Raw genomic sequence first — 8,485 nt, 5'->3', positions numbered from 1 at the left:
GCATTTGGAGAACTATTTTTGGCAATGACCGATAATTTATCTTCCAAATGCTTAGCCCCTACTAACAACTGTACGGGCGAAGCATTTGGAGAACTATTTTTGGCAATGACCGATAATTTATCTTCCAAATGCTTAGCCCCTACTAACAACTGTACGGGCGAAGCATTTGGAGAACTATTTTTGGCAATGACCGATAATTTATCTTCCAAATGCTTCGCCCCTACTGACAACTAACTTAATTATTACTACCTAAAAGAAACAAACTAATTAATGTGCCACTATTCCAAAGACTGTGGAGAAGCATAGAAGAAAGTAAATTGCGCGATCGCGTGTAAACTATTCCTAAGACGATTCCTAATGCTGACAGCGGCAGTATTTCTGATAAACTCAGGTGAGCAGCCGCGAATAACAAGCTACTGATCAAAATTGCCCCCCAAACTGACGTATAACGAGTCAGAGATGGTAATAAAAAGCCGCGAAATAGGAATTCCTCAAAAAACGGTGCAGCTATGGCTGCGGTAAAGAAAAATATCCCCAATGCGGTATTATCCCGGCTTTCTAGTGCCATTTGTAAAAGTGGATTACTGCCACCTTGTCCTTGCCACAATTTTTGATTAATCAGTGATACTATCACCACAATCGGTAAAGCTGTACAATAGCCACCGAGTCCCCACAAAAACCAATTACTGAAGAAATTGAAGCGAAACCAGTTCTCAGGAAGGGGGAAAAAACGCCTAATGGAAAAATATAGAACTGAAAAGCAACCAAAAGCCACAAACATATAACTAACTAAAACCATAAAAGCCTCAATTCTGGCATTTCCTGTACCACGAGGAATAGGCAAAATAGATAATAATTCTGGTATAAATAATTGCCCCATCAAAAAAAATCCCAGGATAAAAACCTGAATAATTATTTCCCAATTCCAAGGAGTTGACCAAACCAAATTGCCATTTGTCGCTAATATGGATGCTTGACCTTTAAGCAAGCGTTGAACCAATAAGAAAAGCAGCAGAATTAGCCCTATAAAAGCTGTTAAGGTGGGGATAGTAGCAATTATCGCTAATTTTAACAATGCTTGGGTTGCTGCTGCTTGTTGGGCAATTTTCAGAGATAATAAAGCTTCTTGACGTTGTTGAAGTTGATATAATTGATCTAAAGCCGTAAAACGAAACCAACTATTTAAATTTTGTTGAATTATTTGTTCAGCTTTGGGTAATAGACGGGGAGGTTTACTCCATATTCCGCTTAATACTTGAGCAGTTTCTTGATATTTGGGGTTGATATCTGAATATTGCTGTAATTGATACCAAGTTTTAATAGCCTTATCTGCTTCCTGTTGCTGTGCTTGCAAAATTCCCAACCGCAAATCTACTTCCGCTAACAATTTTCCTTGTTGTTGGCTAGATTTCTGTAAACTTTTTTCCTCTGCGGAAACAGGAGTAACTGCTGAAGATTGTAGTGCTGCTAATTTTTTATTAGTTGTCTCTAAACTAGTTTGAATAGATTCACTTGCTTCCTGATATTGCTTTATCGCGCTTTCTAAAGGATTTGCACCGAGAATAGATTCTTGAAGTGTTTGAATACTTTTGTCGCTGCTATCTTCTGGTTTCCATGCTTGGGCTTGTAAGACGATATTAGTCTGGTACAATTCTAGACGACTCTGGAACTGAGGTTTTTGCCAGCTATTCAATAAAGATAAGCCCGACAACATTATTGCTAACAAAGTTAGCCCAATTAACAGCAACCGTTTAATTGTCATCTATCCCCCTTAGACTTACAAGTACAGGAGCATCATCAGCCCCTTGGTAATTATAAGCTAGTCCCGCAGGGGGAAATTAAAATTTCAAAAAAGTAGCTTAGATCAGGTCTGTGTGGGTGTTAGTCATTGCTCTAAGTCGGTAATGTCCACGAAGTCTTCTAATGCTTCTCCCCGGATTTCTCATAAAGAAACAGAAAATCGGGGTCAAAAACTGCTAAAATCTATATTGCACAAATATTACAGCAGTTTAAGCATGGTTATAAACGTACCCGAACTACCATGGGTCTTGGCAGAACAGAAGCAACTCCTAATGAATAAATTCCTGGTCTCACGCAAAGGCGCAATCACGCTTCCTGATCTCGAAGAGTAGGCGCAAAGAAAGAAATACAAGAGAATGTGATCTAAAATGGAATGGATTTTAACAGGAACGGAAAAACCCCCTGATTGGTTTATTGAATTAGTGAAAAGTTACCCAACAGGTGGTAATTTTGCGGCTCAATTATTTTGGCAACGGGGAATTCAAGATCAGGAAAAATTAGCGGCTTTTATTAATTATCAAAGTTATCAACCTGCCAGTTCTTTTGAATTTGGACAGGAAATGAATTTGGCTGTAGAAAGGTTAATTACTGCGGGAAAAACGGGAGCAAAAATTGTTATTTGGGGAGATTTTGATGCAGATGGAATTACTTCTACTGCGGTATTATGGGATGGTTTGGGTGAATTTTTTCAGCAACATCGTCAATTAAGTTATTATATTCCCAATCGTTTAACTGAATCTCATGGTTTAAATAAACCAGGAATTGATATTTTAGCTGCACAAGGTTGTCAGTTAATTGTTACTTGTGATACGGGCAGTACAAATATTGCCGAAATCATTTATGCCCAAAGTTTAGGGATAGATGTGATTGTGACTGACCATCATACATTACCCTCAGAACGTCCTCCCGTAGTCGCAATTATCAATCCTCGTTATTTAGCTAAGGAACATCCTTTATATCATCTTTCTGGTGTGGCTGTTGCTTATAAATTGGTGGAAGCTTTATATATAAGTTTGCCAGATATTCCTGCACATCCTTTAACTGATTTACTAGATTTAGTTGCAGTGGGATTAATTGCCGATTTGGTCCAATTAAGTGGTGATTGTCGGTATTTGGCACAATTGGGAATTCAACAATTACACACGGATTATCAAAAACTACCAACAGCGAGAAGAAGGCCAGGTGTGGGTAAGTTATTAGAATTATGCCAGAAAAGTGGCGATCGCCCGACAGATATTTCTTTTGGTTTGGGACCGCGAATTAATGCGGTTAGTCGCATTCATGGTGACGCTAGTTTTTGTGTAGAATTATTGACGAGTAGAGATATGCAGCGTTGTCAACAACTTGCAGAAGAAACAGAATTAGCTAATTCCCGTCGTAAGTCTTTACAAAAAGATGTCCAAGTCCAAGTTACGAAAAAACTCAATCAATTAGACTTATCCACTACCAGCGTCATTGTTTTAGAAGATCCTCAATGGGCAGGTGGTGTTTTGGGTTTGGTTGCTGGTCAAATTGCCCAAGAAACGGGACGACCGACAATTTTATTAAGTACAGAAGCAAAGGAGAATAAGACAGATTCTAGCCCATCCTTTGCGCGAGGTTCGGCACGTTCAATTAATTCTGTTGATTTATATCAATTAGTTCAAGAACAAGCCCATTTATTACATCGTTTTGGTGGACATCCTTTTGCAGCGGGTTTGAGTTTATTAGTAGAAAATATCCCCTTATTTACAGCCGCAATTAACCAAAAATTACGCCAATCTTTAGGAGGAATTAATCTTACTCCCACAGTCCAAGCTGATTTGGTGGTGACGGTTGCAGATTTGGGTAAAGATTTATTTTTAGAATTGAAACTTTTAGAACCCTGTGGTATGGGAAATCCTATTCCCAAGCTACTAATTAAAAATTGTTGGTTTGAAAATTCTTGGCATAGAAATGAACAAGATTTAAAAGGAAATAAAATCCAATATATTAAAACTGATTTTAACATTCGAGATGATTCTACTAATAATCCTTTTCCAGGAATTTGGTGGGGACATTATAAGGAAGAATTGCCTATAGGTAAATGTGATTGTATTGCCGAAATTGATTTTAATAGCTTTAAAAAACGCTATGAAATTAGATTAGTTGCATTACGTTCCCATACGGGAACTGAACTGAAAACTCAGAATTCGGCAATGATTTTAGATTGGAGAAATCATGAAGATTTAGGAGAATTAAAATCAGAAAAATCATTATTAATTATGAAAGATTGTCCTACTAATTGGGATAATCTCCGGTTATGGTGGAAACAATCGCTAAATCAACAAAAACAATTAGTGATTGCTTGGAGAAAACCCCAAAATCAGACTCCTAGAGATGTTTTAGTAACTCTGGTAGGTATTGCTAAATATCTTGGTCGCACAAACCAGCTAGTTACCCGTGTGCAGATTTTAGAGAAATTGGGTATTAGTGACCAAAGCCTATATTTAGGATTTCAAGCTTTAAAATATTTAGGCTTTATCGTCCAACGTCAAAATCATCACTTACAAATAAGTTGGGATTTTAAATATTATCAAAAACCTGCTGATTATGCTATTAGTCAATTTTTAGCCGCAGTCAGAGAAGAACAATTTCAAAGAGATTATTTTTCTCATGTTCCTCTATCTATTATTGTTGCCATGATTGGTAAATAATCTCATTTCGTAGGTTGGGTTGACGTAAGGAAACCCAACATTTGAACATTAGAAATAATTGGTTTTGTTGGGTTTCGCAAAGCCATTGCTCCGCAACGCTAACGCGAACAACCCAACCTACCTTTTAACTCTCTTTTTATTCCTGAAAAAACTTCTTATCAATAGCTTTGGTATTTTCTCTATTGACAGAAGTTGCTGTTATATGATAACTAGCTAGATCATCTACAAAGGGAATCGTTAGCTTAAATGTACCATCAGGATTTACTTTGACTTTTTGACCATCAATAGTGACATTTGCACCTTCTTCTGTTGCACCATGAAGAATTAATTCTGCATCAACGACAACCCAGAAATCCGTACTCGGACGACTGAAAATACGGACTGTACCAGAACGCGCTAAACACAACCACTGATTATCATTATTCACATAACCAATTTCTGTCATGTAGTCCCGTTCACCCCTGGGAATAGGCACATAACGACTAGATGTTGCGGCTTCACATTCGTATTGTGCATCAAATTGAGGACGTTGATAGCTTAGATCAAGGTTTGTAACATCATAGACCCGAATTGCTAAAATGGTGAGTCCTTGATTCTGTAATGTTTGTTGATGATTATCGGAAATATACCAAGACAGGTAAGCCCATTTGGGAGTGCGCGGTGTGAAGATAATTCTGGTATTTCCAGTCACAGTCATGGGATTAATATTAGTCCAAGCTTCTATCTCTGCATCTAACTCGATAGCTATGTCTTCATTTGTGGCTGTGGGATGCAATAGAGTAGGATATATCTCTTCTTCTATTTCCAGTTGTGTGAGTGCAATTGGACTGTTAATAGCGTTTAAAGCCTCTCCTAACTCTGATGGTAAATCTTGATTTTGCGGTGGTTGGTTGACTGGTTTAGGGGTTGTATTCAGGAGTTCTGATAGGCTGATATCTGGCTTAACTGGTGTCGAAGTGATACCAAGTAATTCTGATAGGGATGTAATATTTTGATTAGATCTAGTTACAGGTAGTTCTAGTACTTCTAAGAGAAAATTGCTGACTTCATCTGTGGAGATATCTGCATCATTTGGTTGGTGGTGAATATTCGGGATTTGGGGAAAGTGATTATTAACAACAATTACAGGGTCTTCCGTATCCCAAACTACTTCATCATAATCTATATTCAGATCAATTTCAGAGATTTTGTTTATTTGATTGTGAGGGGAACTTGTCTGCGGTATATCTATGACAGCTATATTGCCAATTGCTGTTATTTCCTGGGAGTTTTCTTGTTTGTAGTGATTTGCACCATTACCATTACCATTGTTAGCGAGAATTGATGCGAATGCTTCTGAATCTGACAGAGTAAAAACTGTTTCTGGAAGGGAATCGGTTTCCGGATTTGAGGATAGCGAAGTGCCGCTGGAAGCAACTCGATTTTTTCTTCTCAACCACAAGGGTAAAAAACTACTTAATCCCACAATAAAAAATAAAGGTAGTAGTAAGAAAAACTTCATATTCTTGGTAATCATTGAAGGATTATCAAGAGGATTTATCAACCCTGTTTCCCCTTTATTTTTTATAGATGGGGGTGTAACTAATGTTTCGGGAATCGTTGTTAAAGATGGAGTTTGAGAAACTTCAGGAGTGGCTGTGGTAGCCATAGGTCTAGAAATAGTTTGTAATGTTCTGGCTGCAATAGCAATTGCTTCTGTTTCTCTAGCAGCTTTTATTGAATCTTCTCCTGGTTTAGCTAAAATAAAGCCTAGAAAATCTCTAATTTTAGGACTGGGATTTTCTTTATAAACGTAAACAAAAGACTGAGAAAAGGGATATTTAGAATCATTTGGTAAGTAGTTTTGTACTTCTAATACTCGCACATCTGGCAGATTGGAAATTTGATTTGCTAAAACATAGCTAATGCCATCATTACCTAATTCTCTAATGATGTCAGTTGTGTTATCTTCCAGCATTTGCACAGCATTAGCACCTGTTAGTAATTGTCCAGACTTAAATGCTGAATATTCACCAAAAGAACTGCGAGTATCACTATTTAAGGGACGATCTATAAATCTAATCTTACCTTTACCTTTTCCTATTTCTGACCAATCTGCAATTTCTCCTCGAAAAATCTTGGCAAATTGCTCAGTAGTTAAACTGTCAGAAAAGAGATTATTCATACCAACAATGATGGCAATTTTTTCTCGACGCACCAACACCTGTTTTAACCCTTGTGCTTTTTCTTCTGGGGTGAGTCTACGACCAAGGGATGCTAGATCAACTTTACCATCTAAAACTGATTTTATAGCATATCCATTCCCATTTACGCCAATTTCTACCTGAGTTCCTGAAAACTGTTTTTCAAAGTTTTCTTTGAGGCTTTGGTTGACAATGATAGAGTTAAGAGAACCGTCAATTTTAATGACAGTACCATTTTCTACTTTTTTCGGTAAAGCAAAAGCCGGAGTATTACTCTCAGATTCCGCGCGGACGGGTAGGGAAATCAAGAGATTTGCTCCCACTGGACTGGTAGTTATAGCCATTAATAAGGCTAATTTGATAATTACACGATCTTTTTTTTGTTGTTGCCACATATATCCCTGATTTAGCTAATATAAATGAACTACTCGCCAACGCCAATACTCAAAATATCGTTTTGATTGAGAAGATGGGTTAATTATACAGCGTTAGTTATTTTTACCTGTAATAACACAAGTGATAAAAATAAAAAAGGAGTCGGGAGTTAGAGGAAGAAGGTGCTTATTTAATATTTATATGATCTACGTGCTAAAGTCATATTAGAAGGTACACAACAAATATATTCAATTAAGTATTTACACAATTTACTTGTTATGCGTACAACCATATAATAGAATAATCTTTTACACATTACGACAAAATAAATTTATCTTTAAAATACAAAAACTCCACTATAGCTCTAATTAGTGCATAGAACTACATAATCATAAACAACAATTGGTTGAATCAAAAAAAATCCGAATCATTCTGGGCGGAGGTGGACGCAAACCCAAATTACAGCAAATTGTCATCAAACGTGCTACAGGTGGAAAGGGTTAAACCCATTACTAAACTTCGTTATACGATTTATTTTTGTAGTGGGTTTGATCGAAAACTGCTGTATCTTACATAGATGCTATTTTTTGGGTAATTCCCAATAAGAGACATCTCTACCGCTGATTTTAGCGTACCAACCAGCTATCTTTGCATTGGGGCATCTCACTTTGAAAAGCAGTGGTAGTAACACTTTAGCTATTTCCGGAGATGTCTATTTTGGGATTTCTTGATTTAATTATTTGTCTGAATCAGGATACCCAGGATTTGAGGATGTACAGGATGTGATTTGGTGTTTATATTTTGGGATTTCTTGATTTAATTATTTGAGAATAAAGTTTTTATTTTTCAGTATTTTCACTAAGAATATTAATCATTATATCATCAATTATCAATTTTAAAATAAGTTAACCTTTTAGAAAATCCTGATTCTGACAATTAATAATCCCGAAAATCCTTAAATCCTGGACATCCTGATTCAGACAATTAAGTAAATCGCATCCACACAAACAAATTCTATCTGTGTGGACTAATTTATTTATGATGTAGCTTCATTTAGCTTACGTTCTATCTCCTGAAGGAGTGATTCTGGTTCTTTGATTTCTGGTTCGTCAGGACAAAATTCTAGAGAAACTTTCATTCTTAATTTTCCTTTTTGCCAATTTTTACTAGGTTTTAAAATCTGACAATCAACACCATTATTTATCCAATCATCAGGTTTTTTCACAGATGGTAAAACACGACTATTTATAGATTCTAGTTCATGATTTAAGTGCTTTAAACTACCCTTATCTAAGATTACTTTTGACAAAGCTAAGTAGGTCGGCGGAAAAGTTTCTAACTATGTAACGAAAAGTTAAGAATGGTTATTTTTGTTAAAATGAATACGTTCTGTACTGTATTGTCCTTTTTCTCCCCTAGCTTTAACCCCATTCATTACGGCATATGCAAGGT

The 8,485-nt window shown here is 36.5% G+C and carries 5 protein-coding genes; 1 reads left to right on the top strand and 4 read right to left on the bottom strand.

Features of this window, described 5'->3' with window-relative positions:
- Together PN450_RS07475 and PN450_RS07470 are read right to left on the bottom strand one after the other, a co-directional pair.
- Positions 1-230, bottom strand: a 230-nt coding sequence (locus PN450_RS07475) for a hypothetical protein (protein WP_271835882.1), incomplete at its 3' end; no start/stop codon positions are given.
- Between the two features lie 5 nt (positions 231-235).
- Positions 236-1,762 (bottom strand): CPBP family intramembrane glutamic endopeptidase, encoded by a 1,527-nt coding sequence (locus PN450_RS07470; protein WP_271835881.1) that lies wholly within the window; start codon positions 1,760-1,762, stop codon positions 236-238.
- A 406-nt stretch (positions 1,763-2,168) separates the two neighbouring features.
- On the opposite strand from PN450_RS07470, the gene recJ reads away from it, so the two are divergent.
- Positions 2,169-4,475 carry a single-stranded-DNA-specific exonuclease RecJ gene (recJ, locus tag PN450_RS07465; protein WP_271835880.1) on the top strand — a complete coding sequence of 769 codons (2,307 nt, stop codon included), beginning with the start codon at positions 2,169-2,171 and terminating at the stop codon, positions 4,473-4,475.
- Positions 4,476-4,611: 136 nt separating this feature from the next.
- Here the strand turns inward: recJ and PN450_RS07460 are convergent, their stop codons facing one another.
- Complete coding sequence (locus PN450_RS07460) at positions 4,612-7,053, bottom strand: DUF4912 domain-containing protein (protein WP_271835879.1); 2,442 nt, start codon at positions 7,051-7,053, stop codon at positions 4,612-4,614.
- A gap of 1,016 nt (positions 7,054-8,069) precedes the next feature.
- Positions 8,070-8,342 carry a KGK domain-containing protein gene (locus tag PN450_RS07455; RefSeq protein WP_271835878.1) on the bottom strand — a complete coding sequence of 91 codons (273 nt, stop codon included), beginning with the start codon at positions 8,340-8,342 and terminating at the stop codon, positions 8,070-8,072.
- Positions 8,343-8,485: the final 143 nt, after the last annotated feature.

Source organism: Dolichospermum lemmermannii CS-548 (assembly GCF_028330815.1).
In the GTDB taxonomy this organism is placed as follows: Bacteria; Cyanobacteriota; Cyanobacteriia; order Cyanobacteriales; family Nostocaceae; genus Dolichospermum; species Dolichospermum lemmermannii.
Note: the sequence above shows the minus strand (reverse complement) of the source record. Positions and strands in the feature narration are given on the sequence as shown.